Genomic DNA, 15,764 nt, shown 5'->3' on the forward strand with positions numbered 1-15,764 from the left:
TAGATGTAGAGATTTACCATACGCCAGCGTTGCTGAAGTACGGAACATGGAGTCATTATTCACCCCTTGGGGAAGTTGAGCCATTTCTTGTGCTTCCTGGGTATGGCAAGGCGTTTGACGTTCGCTCTAATGCTGTTCTCTGGTACAAGCCAGAATTCGCATTTGCGACAACCCATGACGTCTACATAGTCGGACTAAGTCTCGCACCTGATGATTTCTTCATTCGAAGTTTGTTCCTGTCGAACCTGTCTTTCATAGATTCTTACTCCGACGTCAAAGGTCGGAAAGTGTTTATCATTAATTCCGATCCAAGCTGCGAGAAAAACTACCAGTTTGTTTTATCGAACAAACATGCCAAGCTCCTAAATGAACAGTTCTCAATGAGGCACGTGCACTTCATGAAGGAGAGGGTCGGGAATGTCTAACAACCACTTCGAGTCCAACGTCTTATCCTTTCGCTACGCTCCAGGGCAAGCCACGGCTCGAGCAGAAGCATTATGAATGTAGATGAGATAGCTTGGTGGTCGGTAATAATAACGGCAGGCGCTGGTTTTCTTGGTGCTACTATGGGTGCTATCGTACACCCGCTTATCAATCATCAAACTCAAAAGTGGCAGCGTAAAACAGCATGGAAAAGAGAAGCCCTTCTGGAGCGACTGAATGAACTGTATCAACCACTGTATGTGGATTTTGTTGTCATGCCAGATAAAGATCCCGAACATTATTTTGTCGATTGGACCGCTGATGATTTCAATGAATGGCTAAACAATGTCTTAAAGATCATCATCCCAAAAATTCATTTAGTACCGGACGAAGTACGAGATAAGGTAAATTATTGTATAGAAATTGCATCAAGAAAAGATTATGACGCTGAATCTGAAGTAAGGCAATTATATGATCATATCAAAAAATATTTTATCATTCTGCGTAAAAAATTGGGTTTACATCATCAATAATCATGCCCAACATGCGCTACACCCGACCACTTACGGGGGAGAAGGGAATGAATCGAACGGGCGTTATGCGGGATTTTGAACGTTGACCCGAGCGGGTATAGTTGGTAGGATTATTTTTACGATGGAACAGGTGCCGACAAAAGAATATACGTGGCTGACTCAACACCCCGAAGTGGAAGAAAAGTATCTGGGTGAGTGGATTGCAATCCATGAGAGCCGGGTTATAGCCCACGGAAGAGATTTGCAGACAGTCCTCCAGCAAACGGCGCATCTAGACCCGCCGCCTCATGTAACTTATGTAGAGGAAGCTGGCCTTGCGGCTTATGCGCTATACCTTTTCTTATAAGTCAAAAAAATTAGGTCCTGAAAAAAGTACTCTTCGTCCCTATGCCGAAGTTCAGCTGAAAATTCAGGGGCGCCGGATCCCCTTTGATTTTTTGGTTGATTCAGGGGCTGATCGTACAGTGATTAATCGCCCTTTGGGGTGTGTTTTGGGCTATGAAGTGAAACCGGGAGAAAAACCGATTAAGCTGGGTGGCATCGGTGGCACAACAAATGGTTACTTGCGCGGTTTGAGGCTTTGGATCGGAGATACCGAGATAGAAACGGAAGTCATCTGGGTACAGTCCGACACGGTCCCCCTTCTTTTGGGCCAAATGGACATCTTTGACCATTTTGATATTACCTTTTCGAAAGTGAATCAAAAAGTGTTTTTTGACTTGCTGAAATAGACATTACCTTCTCATTCATGAAACCTCTCCTTCTCATCATCCTCGACGGCTGGGGGCATCGCGCGGAAAAAAAGGACAACGGCATCGCCCTGGCCAAAACGCCCCACTTCGATCATCTGTGGAAATCATATCCGCATACTCTCATCGACGGTTCGGGGAAGGCGGTGGGTCTGCCCGCCGGCATCATGGGAAATTCGGAGGTGGGGCACATGAATCTGGGCGCGGGGCGGATTGTCTACTCCGGCCTCTCGCAAATCTATCACGCCATCGAAGACGGCAGTTTTTTTGACAATCCCGCGCTGTTGGGGGCAACCCAGTCAGCCAAACTCAACCGGTCCGCTCTTCATCTGATGGGGCTTGTCTCCGACGGCGCGGTACACAGCCATCAGGACCACCTGTACGCCCTTTTGGATCTCGCCAAACGACAGAGGATCGAAAAGGTTTTTGTCCACTGTTTTCTGGATGGGCGCGATACGGCGCCGCGTGACGGAATAAAATTCATCCGCCGACTGGAAGAACAAATCGGCAAAATTGGGGTTGGACGGATCGCCGGCATCCACGGCCGATACTACGCCATGGACCGCGACAAACGGTGGGAGCGGATCGAAAGGGCCTATGACGTTCTCACCGGCTGGAATCCCGGCGGCGTCCATTTGGCCGAGGAATATCTGGCCCGTGAATATCAACAGGGCAATGGCGACGAATTTATTCCTCCGGAGTCGGTGCTTGACGAGAAAGGGAGGCCGATTGGCCCCATCAGGGACGGCGATGCCGTGATCTTTTTTAATTTCCGGGCCGATCGCGCCCGCCAGATCACGCAGGCGCTCACCGGTCCGTTTTTTATGGAATTCAACCGAAAGATCATTCCCAAAATATCCGCTTTTGTCTGCATGGCCCCCTACGACAATTTTTCCCTTCCTGTGGCCTTTTGGCCTTCTTATCCGCAACGGATTTTTGGCGAAATTGTCAGCGAAAACGGTTTGGCCCAACTGCGGATCGCCGAGACCGAAAAATACGCCCATGTCACCTATTTTTTCAACGGCGGCCGGGATGTCGCGTTTCCCGGCGAGGAGAGGATTCTCATTCCCAGCCCCCGCGAGGTCCCCACCTACGACCAAAAGCCGGAGATGAGTGCTCTTCTTGTTGCCGACGAGTTGATTAATCGAATCAACGAAGACAAATATGATGTCATCATTCTCAATTTTGCGAATGCCGACATGGTGGGGCATACCGCCAAGCCGGAGGCGATTGTCCGTGCGGTGGAGACGGTGGATGAGTGCGTCGGCCGGATTGTCGATCTGGTTTTGAAAATGAAGGGGATGGCGATTATTACCGCCGACCACGGCAACGCCGAACAGATGAAAGATGATGCGGGAGGGCCCCACACCGCCCACACGACGAATTTGGTTCCGTTCATGCTTGTCTCGGATGCCCACCGAAAAAATCATCTCAAAAAATCAGGGGGCCACCTGTGCGACGTGGCGCCGACGCTTTTGGAGCTTCTTCATATCCCGAAGCCAAGGGAGATGACGGGGGAGAATTTGATCGTCGCTGAGTAATGGCAACTGCGAGAAAGCAGAAATCAGAGAGCCGATAGCGGAGAGCAGATGATAATCTGATCTCGGCTTTCCGCTTTCTGCTATCTGATTTCTCACTTTTGCAAAATTGCATGTTTCTTGGAAAACGCATTTTGTCTCTTCTCCTCCCCCAAACCTGCCGCGTCTGCGGTTGTCTTCTCAAAGATTCCGCTAAACTCTGTTCCGATTGTTTTTCTAAAATCCGGTGGATTCGGGAACCCCTTTGCACCGTTTGCGGTCGGCCGTTCGAATCATCTGTTGCCGTCTCGCATCCCTGCCCCGATTGCCTCGAAAAAAAACCGGCGTTTGACCGGCACCGGTCGTGCGTTTTGTATGAAGAGCCGGTGAACCGACTTCTCCATCGCCTTAAATATTCAGCCGGCCTGGACGTTACGGGGGTGTTTGCCGGATGGTTTCAAAAAATCATCGCGGAGCAGGAGACGATACCCGACTATCTGATTCCCGTTCCCCTCTCGACCGGCCGTCTCCGGAGACGAAGCTACAATCAGAGCGTGGAGCTGGCCAGGCACATTTCCCGTCAGACCGGCATTCCTGTCTTGATCCATTCGCTCCAAAAAATCCGCGACACGGTGCCACAAACGGAACTCCCGCGCGAAGAGCGGATCAAAAACCTGAAGGGAGCGTTTGCGTGGAAAGACAAAAAAACTCTTCTTAAAGGCAAAAATGTTTTGCTCGTTGACGACGTGTTTACCACCGGAAGCACGTTAATGGCCTGTGCGTCAGTTCTCAAATCCCAAAAACCGGCCGACATTGGGGCGATGACGATCGCCTTTAATCTGCCCAAATAATCGGCAGTTGACTCAAGTCGGGGCAGTCCCAAGGCCGTTTCCTGGGGATAAGTCAAATAACTATTTGTAATCATTAATTTTTAATCATTTTGTAGGTGGCATTTCTTTTGCTGGGACCAAGAGATCTTGGAGATTTCATTTTTCAGAGGGAGGTAGGCCCATGTTTTTTCGCATCAACAAGAAAAGGGTTGCGGAGGCCCTTGAAATTCTGCTAGCCATCCTCGGCCAGCGCTGATCTTAAGGGGGTCGGCAGTTCCACTAAGAGTCTTCTTATTCAATCATGGGTGATTCGGTTTCCGCTTCTGCAGGGGCCGATGTCAGCGGCTCGGTGCATCTTCAAACCGAAGAAGATGCGCTACAGTTTCCGGTTTCCGGCATGGGATATGCGCACGTTGTTCTCCGCACCCCTCCGGACGATAATCGGGAGTTCGATCTTTCGGCCAACGCCAAAGTCATGGTGTGGGGGGGAACCGCGGATGATCCGTCGACCATTCTTGCCCTGGATGCCGAACGGTGGTACGTCTATGCGCTTCGTCTGAATGTTGTCCCCAATCATTTCGGCATCACCCACCTCAATGTGGCGGCCCGGTCAAAGACCCTTGACCTCGCGGTCTTGGCGGGAGTCAAGCCGCAGGAAGACGGCAGTCTTGGTGCTGTCGACGAGGACGGTTCCATTCCTTTTTTCCATGCCCCGCTTCCCTACAATTTCAATGGGACGACATTGACGCTGGGAGACTACACATGGGCGGCTCCGACGCTCCGTTACAGCGGCTTCGATAATTCCAGCTGGGCCAACATTTATACCGGGAAAATCGGTCCGATGGTTGGAGCCGAATGGGCCCCAAATTTTGGGCTGGTTATTTTGTTTCAGGCGGGTCCCGACGGAGGATTCCAGCCGTCCGGTTCGTGGGTTAAAACAGGTCATATCAGCTACTCCCACGAATGGTCGGATGGTGTTGCCACTTCGGCCGCCGTCCATGCCAGTAGCCTGAATCCCGCAGAGGCAACCAATCAATTTGACGACACAGTAAGCCCCACCAATGGTGCCGGCGTGTTTATCGGACAAACGGCCGGCCCTTTAACTCTTGGGGGCGGATACTCCTTGAAAAAGCAGAGCCTTGAAGGGGAAGGGATTTCGAGTCTTTCCCGGTACGACAGCGCCAATTTTGGCGCCAGCTATCAATTTGAAGGCCCCATCCCGGTTGTTTGGACCGGTGCGGTCATGCTTCTTTATTTTAAAGAAGAGACCGATGCCTTTGTCGATACCCTGGAAAAGACGCACGAGGTTGCGGTGGAACCCGCCAATTTTACCATCGGATTCGCCCCGGGCTGGGCCCTCACCTTGGGCGGCGCCTTTGTCCGGACCGACCCCGACAGTCAGACAAGCACCGAGGTCTTCGGACCGGAAATGATTGTCTATGGGGTTTTAACCTTCAACGTTCCAACGAGAAATTAAGGCAGACAAAATGGCCAATTTCCTTATGAGAAAAGTCGTGATTTTTTTTCTGGTTATCTCCCCTCTGGCCGGCTTTGTCTCCTGCGGCAACGATGCTACGGCCGAATCGGACCAGCAGGATCCGGACGAAGGAGAGGGGGATGGCGGAGGGGGAGGCTCCGATGAAGACCCGTCGATCGACGAAGAGGAGCCATCCGGTTCCGACACCGATGATGGAATCACCGGTGACGATGAAGATGTCGATATTGAAACGCCGGATATTGATGAAGGGGATGATGAGGGGGGGGAAGAAGAAGTGGTGACAGTCTCCCCTGAAATTGTCTCCTTTGAGGCCGGCGAAGAGTGCGTTAAGCCGAACACGCGGGTGACTTTAAGCTGGGAAACCGAGAATGCCGCGGAGGTCTATCTGGGGAATGAGGCCGTCGAGACGTCGGGGAGGAAGAAGGTCCGCCCCTTTTTTGAGACCACCTACACCTTGACCGCCTTAAATGGCGACGAGACGGACAGTGCCACCGTCTCCATCTATTTTAAAGAGGCAAGCGTTGCCTATGAAACAGACGAGGAGTCATTTGGCGGCGGAGAAATCGATGCGGTCTCTTCGTCCGATGACGGCACTCTCCTTGTTCTTGCGGAGGGGAAGGTTTACAAGGGCAAATTCGGCGATGATTTTTCAAAATTGACTCCCAATTCGTCCGTCTCCAAATGGAGCGCCGTCAACATCGATCCGACCGACTCCGATATTCTCTATGCGGGCACCACCGGACGGATCTACCGTTCGTCCAACGGCGGATCGAGCTGGCCGGATGTCGTCCCCGTTCGCCGCAACAATGTCGATCTTGACCTGAATGTAATTTACACATCGCCCGCAAATCCCGATCTGGTCTATATCGGCTTTGAAGGGGGCGTCTTTGTTCTCGATACCGACCGCCAGACTCTCGAACTTGCATCGGATTTGAACACCGAAAGCATCCGTCACTTTGCGGCTGACCAGGACTGTGTCGTTGCGGCGACGAAATCCGGAATCTTCATGTCGTTTAACGAGGGGGACAGTTGGCGCGAAAAAGATGCGGCCGGCTGGGGCGAAATTCATTCACTCGATATTTTTAACGGTGTCCTCTACGTAAGCGCCGAAAAGGGGCTTTATTATGCCGAAACAGACACCCTCTCGAATCCCTCATGGGAAAAAGAAGAGGGGCTTGATGGCCCTGTCTATCAGGCGCTTGCCCGTCAAGAGCCGATTTTTATGGGAGGAGTCGGGGGGCTGGTGCGATTTGCGGCCTCGTCTTTTTTTGAACCGTGGGTGATTTATGCGGCGACCGAGGATGGCGTCTATCGCGGTTCGAACGGCGAATGGGAAGAGGTGAGCGCCGATCCAGCCTATTGGATTATCGAGGACGAAGACCCCGTGTCCGTTTCTGATTCAGCCTTGACAAGTGTCGAACAGACGATTGTCTATTCGGACGAATGTCCCAATCAACCTTCCATCCATACAATTTCCGCTGATCCCGTAAAATTCCCGCTTTGACAGCCGATTTTCTTTCTGTAATTCTTGTTTTTATGCCCGACTTCCTCACACTGGCCTGCGAGGTTGCCAAAGAATCCGGGCGGATTCAGCGTTCAAACCTCGGCAAGGTCCGGCACATCGAGTATAAGGGTGAAATAAATCTCTTAACCGAGGTGGACAAGGCCTGCGAAAAGATGGTCATCGAGCGTCTGCAGGGGGCCTTTCCCGACCATGATATCATGGCGGAAGAGGGGGGCGGCAAGCGGAAGGACTCCGATTACAAATGGATCATCGATCCGCTGGATGGCACCACCAATTTTGCCCACGGGTATCCCCTTTTTTGCACCTCCATCGCCCTCGAACACAAAGGAGAGATTGTCCTGGGGGTGGTCTACGAGCCGAATCACGACGAGCTGTTTTGCGCCGAAAAGGGAGGGGGGAGTTTTTTAAATGAAAAAAGAATCCATGTCTCGCGCGAAAAGGAGATCGGCAAGAGCCTTCTTGCCACCGGCTTTGCCTACGACATCAAAAAAACAAGCAAAAACAATCTCGACCATTTCAAAAACATGCTGATGGCCTCGCAGGCGGTGCGCCGCGACGGCGTGGCGGCAATCGATTTGTGTTATACCGCCTGCGGCCGGTATGACGGCTTCTGGGAGCTCAATCTCTTCCCCTGGGACGTGGCGGCAGGGATACTGGTGATCACCGAGGCGGGAGGGAAAGTGACCGATTTTTCGGGAAAGCCCTTCTCGGTCTATCTGAAGGAAATTTTGGCGAGTAACGGACTGATTCATGAGCAGATGGCGAGTGTACTCAGAAAAAGCGATCGATGAAATCCCCCCTTCCCCCCCTTTGGCAAAGGGGGGCTGGGGGGATTTAAAATACCGACATGCAAAAAATGAATGAACGCATCCAGTCGAAGGCAATTTATAAGGCCTTCGAGTTGATGCGGCAAAAAAAATTCGACGAGTCCGAGGCGGTTCTGACGGAGGGGCTTAAAGAGGCCCAAACGGCGCGCGATCTGGTTTTAACCGCCCTGTTCTATTCCGCCTACGGGGTGCTTTTTAAGCTGAAAAAAGAATACCGCAAGGCCTGGAAGTACTACGAGCAGGCGGAGAAGCTTATTCCCGACGATCCCGCATTAAAGATCATCTCCTCACGTCTTTTGGTTGATTATTTTGGTCAACACGACACAGTCATCCGGAAAATGGAGAAAATTCTCCCCAAATTGGGCAATGACATGACCTTTCTCCATCAGGCCTATACGGTGCTGGGGCTGGCGTACCTCAAAAAAGGGAATAAAAAGAAGGCAGGCGAATGTCTGACAAAATCTGCGGGGAACGATTTTAAGGGATTGCAGTCGGGGGCCAATTTTGATTTTCGGCTGGTGGAGGAGATGATGAAAAAGAAAAACAATCCCGCCGCCTGCCGCGGTTTTTTGGAGAAGGCCCTTGCGTTTGTCAAAGAGACCAAGGAAATCCAGCATGAGAGGATATTGAAACGCCTGCTTGATCTGTTTCCTGCCGGGTAGATTAATCCACGAGACGAAGCTATTTTTAGCGCGTCCGCGATTTTTTCAAAAATAAAGCAACTTTGGGGGTTGCCCAGCCGAAAACCATTCCAGTTGGTTTTTAGGGGAAAATTTATCAGGAGGGGGGGGTATGTCAGCTCAGGTTGCTCTTGTTGCAGAAGGTCAAATTGAACAAATAATTATTTTAATCCGAGGCCAAAAGGTCATGCTCGATGCCGATCTCGCCCGTGTTTACGGTGTTGAGGCCAGACGGGTCAGGGAGCAGTTAAAGCGCAATTTGGCCAAATTTCCCAATGATTTCATGTTCCGGTTGACCAAAGAAGAGCTAATCGAGGTCTCCGCAAATTGCGGACACCTCTCTTACCTGAAATTTTCACCCACGCTACCCTATGCCTTTACGGAGTACGGCGCCATCATGATGGCCAGTGTTCTCAATAGTCCGGTAAAAATCATATCAGGTCTTGACATTGGATCAGATGAAAACAATGGGGTTGGGTCATAACCCTCCTTCGCCCCTCGACAGGCTCGGGACTACGGCCCCAACCCCAACGGGGCCTCTTCGAGGAGGGGCTCCTTTGGGGCAGTGGACAAAACGGATGTCTTGGAGAAAACTAGGGAAAAACTAGGGGACGTTGACTTAACGGAATAACTTTTGAACAAGGCTTTTCGCCTGTGGAGATTGGGCCGGGTTATGGGGTTGTATGAAAAATCACTTCGTATGAAACTCTCCGACTTCGATTATTCCTTTCCCCCCGAACTGGTCGCCCAGCATCCCCTTGAAGAACGGGACGCCTCACGCATGATGGTGCTCAATCGCGCAAGCGGTCTGACCGATCATCATGTCTTCAAAAATTTTCCCGATTATTTCGAAGAAGGGGATGTCCTGGTTTTGAACAATTCAAAGGTCTTTCCGTGCCGTCTGGTCACCGAACGAAAAACGGGGGGACGAGTCGAGGTTTTTCTGCTCCGCGAGGTGAAGCCGAAAGTCTGGTCGTGTCTTGTCTCACCCAACAGGCGGATTAGCGCGGGAAGCCTCTTTCAGTTCTCAGACGATCTGGGAGGGAAGATCCTCGATGAATCCGACGACGTGCGCACAATTCGGTTGTCCTTCGAAAAACCGCTTTTCACCATTCTGGAAAAAATCGGGCATGTGCCGCTCCCCCCTTATATCGGGCGTCCCGATGATGGGAGCGATTTGACCCGATATCAAACCGTTTACGCCGGACCGACCGGATCGGTTGCCGCTCCGACAGCCGGGTTTCACTTCACCCCCCCGATCCTCGAGGCGTTAAAGGGGAGGGGGGTTCAAGTGGTCTCGGTCACGCTTCATGTGGGGATCGGTACCTTCCTTCCGATCCGGACCGAAACGGTAGAAGAACATCGAATGCATGGTGAATTTTATGGAATATCTGAAGAAGTAACTGATATTATTAATGAAAATAAGTCACATGGGGGCCGGATATCGGTGGCTGGAACGACAGTTGTTCGGGCCTTGGAGTCAGCTTGGAGTGAGGGGGGAGTTCGACCGGAAGCCGGTTATACCGAAAAATTCATCCATTCTCCCTATCCTTTCAAAGTGGTTGACCGGCTGTTGACCAATTTTCACCAGCCGAGGTCAACCCTTTTGGTCCTGGTGTCGGCCTTTGCCGGGAGGGAGGCTGTTTTAAAGGCTTACGAGGAGGCGATCTTGGCGAAGTATCGTCTTTTCAGCTACGGCGATTGCATGTGGATCATTTAAATTTGGGGCCCTTTCGGCCCGGTTGTTGCTACTCGCGTCATGGATTTCGCCCGCCAATACTTTGTGGCGGGCCAAACCCCGCGCAAATCACCGGCAAAGCCGGATGATTTGCTTCATTCGCCAAAACTTTGGCGCCCCGGCGGGGGGTTCGCCCCAAAGTTTTTTACTGTTTTTGCCGAATCCTTTTGCCTCCCCCCCTCCCGACAGGCTATAATTTTAGTTGTTGAGAGAACCGACAAATTGTCTGTATGAAGCAACATCTGTTTCGCTTTCCTGTCTTTCTTTTTCTGATTATTGCCTCCGCATGCGCCACAACATCTAAAGAAGTAACGCTTCAATCGGGCGTAGAGGGTCCCGTCCTTCAGACGGAGCCGGTTGTGAAGGTTCTTGTCTCGCGCCGCAGGCGCCACGGGGTTTTGAAAATTCCGATGGAGGATTATCTGGCCGGCGTGATCGGGAGCGAGATGAGTTCGCGCTGGCCGAAAGAGGCGCTGAAGGCGCAGGCGGTGGCGGCCCGTTCCTATGCCCTCTACCGGATGCAGGAGAACCGGCGGGAAGGGAAAAAGTTCGATGTTGTTGCTACCCAGGCGGATCAGGTGTTTCGGCACGGCACGTCAAAGAATCCTTATCTTCAGGAAATTGTCGAATCCACCCGGGGGCAGGTTCTGATGAAAGACGGAAAGGTGGTGGAGGCCTTTTACAGCTCCACCTGCGGGGGACAGCTCCGCTCCGCCCTGATGGCGGGGCTTTCGGCCAGTTCCCCGCTTACCCGTTGTTTAACCGACAATTATTGCAAGGTCTCCCCCTTTAGGAACTGGATGGTCCGGACGCATGTTGCCGAGATTCAAAAGCGGCTGGGGCGAAAGGGAATTCGCGTGAAAAATCTTACCGAGGTGGAGGTCGTGGACCGCGACCCCGCCGGCTATGTGACGAAGGTTGCATTAATCGACGACCGCGGCAAACGGGTGGTTATTTCGGGCGAGCGGTTCCGCTACGCCTTCGGTTCGATGCAGGTCAAGAGCACCCTTTTTGCCTTCACCCATCACAGCCCCACGGTGGACATCACCGGGCACGGCTTTGGCCACGGGGTGGGGATGTGCCAGTACGGGGCCAAGACAATGGCGGAGCGCCACCGGGGCTACAAAGGGATCCTCTCCAAGTATTATCCGGGAATTTCGGTGGTGAAAATATACTAAAAAAAGGCCCGCCATACTTTGTGGCGGGCCTTTGTCATTCCATCGCATGCATTCCTGCTTTATTCTTCCGAGCAGATCGCATCAGCCGAGGAGACCTCCGTATCTTCCAGCTCATCAAAGCTGAAAGAGGTTCCATCCACGCAAACCGTGTCGTCATCGCCAAAATCGGGTTCCGAGGCGTCGCTGGACATGGTGCCCGACATGCTGAAGCCGAGGGTGTGTTCTTCGCCGTTGACGGTGAGGGTGATTCCCGAGCAATCCTCGTCGGTGGAGCAGTCAATGGTCATCTCCAGCGATGACTCGGTTCCCGAGCCTGAAATATCGCAGGTGGCCGTGCCGTCCATCACGACATCGAAGTCGCAAGTGGAACCATCATCCAGTGTCACGCTGGCCGATTCGGTGCATTCTTCAAAGGTAGCCGTTCCAGTCAGGTCGATCTCGAATGTGGTGTCGTTAACGGTAACCGTTCCGGTTGCGGCATTGGTGATGGTGCCGTCAACGGTGCAGGCGATTTCAAATTCTTCATCGATCTCGATCGTCTGTTGCTTGATTCTCCCCCGAATGACCGCTTTTACCGCCTCGGCAACGTTTTCGGAGCCGACCGCCGAATCGCCGGTTCCACCGGCCAAGGTTCCAAGACCCGCCGAGGCCCCCGTTGCCGCCTCCGAATCACCCGCTTCCGGTGTGGCGCCACTGCCGCCAGTGCCGCTATCATCACCGCTGTCACTGCCTCCGCACTGAACGAAAGCAACCAGCGGCAGGATCACGAAAACTGCCAATCCCAAGTTTTTCAGAAAATCCTTCATATTTGTTTCTCCTTAATTTTAGTTTGACGTTTAATCAAATCACTACTTGCCTCTGCAAACTCCGCTCCCAAGCCGCTTCATCCGCCACTGGCGGCGCGGCTTGGGAACCCTCCTTAATTTTGTTAATTTCCTCCTTGACCCAAGGAGGAGGAAGCTTGCATATCATGAAACAGCATGGTAATCCATTGTAAAAAATGACGTACGTTGTCACCGAACATTGTACCAAGTGCAAATATACCGACTGCGTGGAGGTCTGCCCTGTGGAGGCCTTTCACGAAGGGCCGGAGATGCTCTATATCAACCCCGACACCTGCATCGACTGCAACGCCTGTGTGCCGGTCTGTCCTGTGGAGGCCATCTATGCGGATGTTCAGGTGCCGGAACGGTACAAATCGTGGACGCAAATCAACGCCGATGAGTCTAAAATCCGCCCCATCATCGCGCAAAAAAAGGATTCGCTCCCCGGCGCCCTCACGCTGGAGCAATGGAAGGCGAAAGATGCAAGTGGAGGGTAAAAGTTAACCATAAAATCCAAGGAGGAGGGTTCCCGCCGAGCGCCGACCGAATAGGGAGGATAAAGCGAGACGGGAGCGGAGGTTGCAAACACAATTGAAGGTTCTAATCAACTCTTAATTAAGGAGGATCGCCATATGAGCCTGGTTCAAAAAAAGGCCCCCGAGTTCGCGGCCGATGCCGTGGTGGGGGGCGATTTTAAATCAATCAAACTGTCCGACTATAAGGGGAAGTGGGTGGTGCTTTATTTTTACCCGCTCGATTTCACCTTTGTCTGCCCGACGGAAATCACCGCTTTTTCGGATCGCATTCAGGATTTCAGGAAATTAAACGCCGAGGTCATCGGCTGTTCGGTCGACTCCAAATTCACCCATCTGGCCTGGGTCAACACCCCGCGCAAGGAGGGGGGGCTGGGAAAGATTGAATATCCGCTGTTGGCCGATCTCTCCAAAAAAATCGCCGCCGATTACGGGGTGCTTCTGGATGCCGGCATTGCGCTTCGCGGCCTGTTTATTGTCGACCCCGACGGAAACATCGCCTATGAGGTGGTCCACGATCTGGGCATCGGGCGGAATGTGGATGAGGTGCTTCGCGTGCTGGAGGCCATTCAGACGACAAAAAAGACCGGCGAGGTCTGCCCCGCCAACTGGCAGAAGGGCTCCAAAACCATGAAGCCCGATCCGCAGAAGTCCAAGGAGTATTTCAAATCGGTTTAAATTGACAATTCCGGTATTTTTAATATATTCTGATTTTACTATTTATTTAATAGTAAAATCAGAATGAAAGAAAAAATACTTAAGGATTTAGAATCATTACCCTATTTTACAAAAAGAGCTTTGATGGTCATAGAAAACATCAAGGAAAGGGCTCTTTCTGAAAATATTCAGCGTTGGATTCATCACGGATTTCTCATCCGTTTGAAAAATGGTCTTTATGTTACGAAAACCTACGTCGATCGTTCTCTTCATGACACGGGCTATCTGGAATTAATCGCCAATAAGCTTGTCATGCCTTCCTATTTAAGCCTCGATTATATTTTGCAAAAGAATGGTTTATTAACCGAGGCGACCTATTCCATCACTTCGGTGACAAGCAAATCAACAAGACAATATACCAATAAGCTGGGGACTTTTACTTATTCCACCCTTCATTCCAAACTGTATTTTGGTTTCAAGAAGGTCAGTTACGGCAAAAATGCAGTTTATGAAGCTGAAATTTTCAAAGCCCTTTTTGATTATTTTTATTTGCGCCTGGCCGGTACCAATTTGGAAAGTAAAGAGGCGATCGAAGAGCTTCGAATTAATTGGGGGAATCTAAATTCGGGGGAGTTTGACAATTTTTGTAAAACAATTGAAAAAAATGGAACAAAAAAAATGGCGAGGATAATTCCTTTTTTAAAGGAGGCCTATGAGCACCCTCATTGATGATTTGAAAAGTACATGTCAGGAGGGGAAGATTCTCGGCTTAAGGCCCGATGTTTTACGAATCAAGCTCAAGGAAAAGTTGCAGTATTATGTTTTGGACTATATCTACAACAGCCAAGCTTACAGTCATCTGACAATGTACGGAGGAACATCCTTGAGGGTTTGTTTTAATTTGAACAGAATGTCGGAGGATATCGACTTTGAAACGACAAAACCGTTTGACAAAATGAAATTCGCCCAGGACATCAAACAATACTTTTCAAAAAAAATCCAATATCGCTCTTTGACAACCCATGTTCCAGGAAAAGGGGTGAGCCGTGTTGAATTAAGGTTTCCGCTTCTTCATGAACTTGGTTTATCGGCCCACGATGGTGAGAATTTGATTGTCAAAGTCGAGGCGAATACGATCGACAAAAACTACCCCAGCGATTTCAAAACAATTACGGAAGGGCGATTTGGTTTTGTGGTGAGGCATTACATCCTCCCGGTCCTTATGGCGGGTAAAATACTGGCTTGTCTGGACCGAATTTGGGAAAAAAGCGGGGTAAAAATCAAAGGACGGGATTATTACGATTTGATTTGGTACATGCAAAAGGGGGTGATCCCCGACCGGGATTATCTTGCCGATAAAGGGTACACCCGGGAGGAAGCTTTCAAGAAACTGGGGAAGAAAATAGAGTTAATAAAACCTGGGGATCTTTTGGCGGATTTGATTCCCTTATTTGAAAATCCCGATTTTCCAAAAAATTGGAGTGAGGTTTTCAAAAGACAATTTGTATCATTGCATGCGCAATATCATTGGTCACGTGATTAAATCCCCCCAACCCCCCTTTGACAAAGGGGGGCGAGGGGGGATTTTTTATTGATCAATTTTTTTCTTTCTCTTCTTCCTTTTTCGCCCACTCCTCGATCGGGCGGTTGAAGATTCCCGACAATTGTTCGTCCACCAGATAGATGTGGCCGTCCGTCTCGTCGCGGACAAAGGTTGAAAAGATATCAGGCCCCTGTTTTCCCACAAACAGACGGGCCAGTTTTTTCCCTTTCGCGTCGAAGAGGGCCACATTCAGCGCCGCATTGGTCAGCTCCAGCGGCCCCTGTTTTTCCGGGTCGTCGGTGACCGGCGTCCCTTTTTTCAACTCCACCAGCGTCGTGATCAGCTCCTCCACTTTCGATGGCTCGGCCGGAAGTTTCTTCTGCGCTGTCTTTTCGGCTGTTGATTTTTCCTGCTTCCCTTTTTCAGCCGATTTGTTCTTTGCCTCTTTTTTGTCTGCCTCCTCAATTTTCTTTTGAATTGCGGTTTCCTTGAGCGACACCACCCATTTTCCATCCAGATCCTTTTCAAACCGGGTGCCGTTGACGAGATATTCAATTTCGATGGCCGCAATGTCCGCTTCTTTCAAATCGGGATAGAAAAGAGATCCCTCTCCCGTGTCAAACCGTTCGTGAAACGGTTTTTCCACGATGACGACAACCGTTCCCAAAATAAACACCGCCGCCAGAAGGATGAGAATTTTTTTGGACAT

Annotated in this window: 18 protein-coding genes; 16 read left to right on the forward strand and 2 right to left on the reverse strand. The window is 50.9% G+C overall.

What is annotated here, in order from left to right:
* Positions 1-497: 497 nt before the first annotated feature.
* The 12 genes from HYU99_04835 to HYU99_04890 all read left to right on the forward strand — a co-directional run bounded on the left by HYU99_04835 (position 498) and on the right by HYU99_04890 (position 11,498).
* A complete protein-coding gene (locus tag HYU99_04835; protein MBI2339677.1) occupies positions 498-956 on the forward strand; it encodes a hypothetical protein in 459 nt (152 codons plus the stop codon).
* Between the two features lie 121 nt (positions 957-1,077).
* The gene (locus tag HYU99_04840) at positions 1,078-1,302 is read left to right on the forward strand and encodes a hypothetical protein (GenBank protein MBI2339678.1); all 225 of its coding nucleotides are present in this window, start codon (positions 1,078-1,080) and stop codon (positions 1,300-1,302) included.
* Positions 1,280-1,687: a retropepsin-like domain-containing protein gene (locus HYU99_04845; GenBank protein MBI2339679.1), complete on the forward strand. Its 408-nt coding sequence runs from the start codon at positions 1,280-1,282 to the stop codon at positions 1,685-1,687. Before HYU99_04840 ends, HYU99_04845 begins: the two co-directional genes overlap by 23 nt.
* 17 nt (positions 1,688-1,704) lie before the next feature.
* Positions 1,705-3,246 (forward strand): 2,3-bisphosphoglycerate-independent phosphoglycerate mutase, encoded by a 1,542-nt coding sequence (locus HYU99_04850; protein MBI2339680.1) that lies wholly within the window; start codon positions 1,705-1,707, stop codon positions 3,244-3,246.
* 110 nt (positions 3,247-3,356) lie between these two features.
* Complete coding sequence (locus tag HYU99_04855) at positions 3,357-4,073, forward strand: ComF family protein (protein MBI2339681.1); 717 nt, start codon at positions 3,357-3,359, stop codon at positions 4,071-4,073.
* Positions 4,074-4,353: 280 nt separating this feature from the next.
* Positions 4,354-5,529 carry a hypothetical protein gene (locus HYU99_04860; protein MBI2339682.1) on the forward strand — a complete coding sequence of 392 codons (1,176 nt, stop codon included), beginning with the start codon at positions 4,354-4,356 and terminating at the stop codon, positions 5,527-5,529.
* Between the two features lie 10 nt (positions 5,530-5,539).
* A complete protein-coding gene (locus HYU99_04865; GenBank protein ID MBI2339683.1) occupies positions 5,540-7,054 on the forward strand; it encodes a hypothetical protein in 1,515 nt (504 codons plus the stop codon).
* Positions 7,055-7,086: 32 nt separating this feature from the next.
* Complete coding sequence (locus HYU99_04870) at positions 7,087-7,866, forward strand: inositol monophosphatase (GenBank protein ID MBI2339684.1); 780 nt, start codon at positions 7,087-7,089, stop codon at positions 7,864-7,866.
* 56 nt (positions 7,867-7,922) lie between these two features.
* Complete coding sequence (locus HYU99_04875; GenBank protein ID MBI2339685.1) at positions 7,923-8,564, forward strand: hypothetical protein; 642 nt, start codon at positions 7,923-7,925, stop codon at positions 8,562-8,564.
* 130 nt (positions 8,565-8,694) lie between these two features.
* Positions 8,695-9,066 carry an ORF6N domain-containing protein gene (locus tag HYU99_04880; protein MBI2339686.1) on the forward strand — a complete coding sequence of 124 codons (372 nt, stop codon included), beginning with the start codon at positions 8,695-8,697 and terminating at the stop codon, positions 9,064-9,066.
* 216 nt (positions 9,067-9,282) lie between these two features.
* A complete protein-coding gene (queA, locus tag HYU99_04885; GenBank protein MBI2339687.1) occupies positions 9,283-10,302 on the forward strand; it encodes a tRNA preQ1(34) S-adenosylmethionine ribosyltransferase-isomerase QueA in 1,020 nt (339 codons plus the stop codon).
* Positions 10,303-10,550: 248 nt separating this feature from the next.
* Positions 10,551-11,498 carry a SpoIID/LytB domain-containing protein gene (locus HYU99_04890; protein MBI2339688.1) on the forward strand — a complete coding sequence of 316 codons (948 nt, stop codon included), beginning with the start codon at positions 10,551-10,553 and terminating at the stop codon, positions 11,496-11,498.
* 59 nt (positions 11,499-11,557) lie between these two features.
* Here HYU99_04890 and HYU99_04895 read toward each other — a convergent pair whose 3' ends face one another.
* On the reverse strand, positions 11,558-12,304 hold the full coding sequence (locus tag HYU99_04895; GenBank protein ID MBI2339689.1) for a hypothetical protein: 747 nt from the start codon (positions 12,302-12,304) through the stop codon (positions 11,558-11,560).
* 194 nt (positions 12,305-12,498) lie between these two features.
* Here HYU99_04895 and HYU99_04900 point away from each other — a divergent pair, with 194 nt between their 5' ends.
* The 4 genes from HYU99_04900 to HYU99_04915 all read left to right on the forward strand — a co-directional run bounded on the left by HYU99_04900 (position 12,499) and on the right by HYU99_04915 (position 15,055).
* The gene (locus HYU99_04900; GenBank protein ID MBI2339690.1) at positions 12,499-12,819 is read left to right on the forward strand and encodes a ferredoxin family protein; all 321 of its coding nucleotides are present in this window, start codon (positions 12,499-12,501) and stop codon (positions 12,817-12,819) included.
* Between the two features lie 135 nt (positions 12,820-12,954).
* Positions 12,955-13,533 (forward strand): peroxiredoxin, encoded by a 579-nt coding sequence (locus tag HYU99_04905; GenBank protein MBI2339691.1) that lies wholly within the window; start codon positions 12,955-12,957, stop codon positions 13,531-13,533.
* A 63-nt stretch (positions 13,534-13,596) separates the two neighbouring features.
* A complete protein-coding gene (locus HYU99_04910; protein MBI2339692.1) occupies positions 13,597-14,241 on the forward strand; it encodes a hypothetical protein in 645 nt (214 codons plus the stop codon).
* A gap of 94 nt (positions 14,242-14,335) precedes the next feature.
* On the forward strand, positions 14,336-15,055 hold the full coding sequence (locus tag HYU99_04915) for a nucleotidyl transferase AbiEii/AbiGii toxin family protein (protein MBI2339693.1): 720 nt from the start codon (positions 14,336-14,338) through the stop codon (positions 15,053-15,055).
* Positions 15,056-15,107: 52 nt separating this feature from the next.
* Here the strand turns inward: HYU99_04915 and HYU99_04920 are convergent, their stop codons facing one another.
* Positions 15,108-15,764 (reverse strand): DUF4340 domain-containing protein, encoded by a 657-nt coding sequence (locus HYU99_04920; protein ID MBI2339694.1) that lies wholly within the window; start codon positions 15,762-15,764, stop codon positions 15,108-15,110.

It is taken from the genome of Deltaproteobacteria bacterium, assembly GCA_016183175.1.
Taxonomy (GTDB): domain Bacteria; phylum UBA10199; class UBA10199; order UBA10199; family SBBF01; genus JACPFC01.